The sequence below is a fragment of the Halomonas alimentaria genome (assembly GCF_009902005.1).
GTDB classification, from domain to species: Bacteria; Pseudomonadota; Gammaproteobacteria; order Pseudomonadales; family Halomonadaceae; genus Halomonas; species Halomonas alimentaria.
Genome location: NZ_WUTT01000009.1, coordinates 1 through 254, shown reverse-complemented (window position 1 = coordinate 254; position 254 = coordinate 1). Strand labels below are relative to the sequence as shown.

Below are 254 nucleotides of genomic sequence, written 5' to 3'. Positions count from 1 at the left end.
GTGTCATGCTCCAGGGCCTGGTATTGGGTGACGGTAATCTCGCCGTCACTGGCAACCTCGACGCTGAACACCGGATCCGTGCTGTCGTCGCCGCCCACGTAACCGGTATAGCCGGTAACGTTGCCATCAGCGTCGGTGTCGGCCACCAGCTGGATCTCGTTGTTCGCTTCAGAGGTATCAGCACCCGCCAGGTACAGCCCTGTCGCCGCACTGCTGGCCGCCAGCGTGTAGCTCACCGTGCCGGCACCGTCGGC

Annotated in this window: 1 protein-coding gene; it reads right to left on the bottom strand. The window is 64.2% G+C overall.

The features are described from left to right. On the bottom strand, positions 1-236 hold a 236-nt coding region (locus GRB96_RS15445), incomplete at its 3' end, for a DUF5801 repeats-in-toxin domain-containing protein (RefSeq protein WP_161433173.1). Between the last annotated feature and the right edge of the window lie 18 nt (positions 237-254).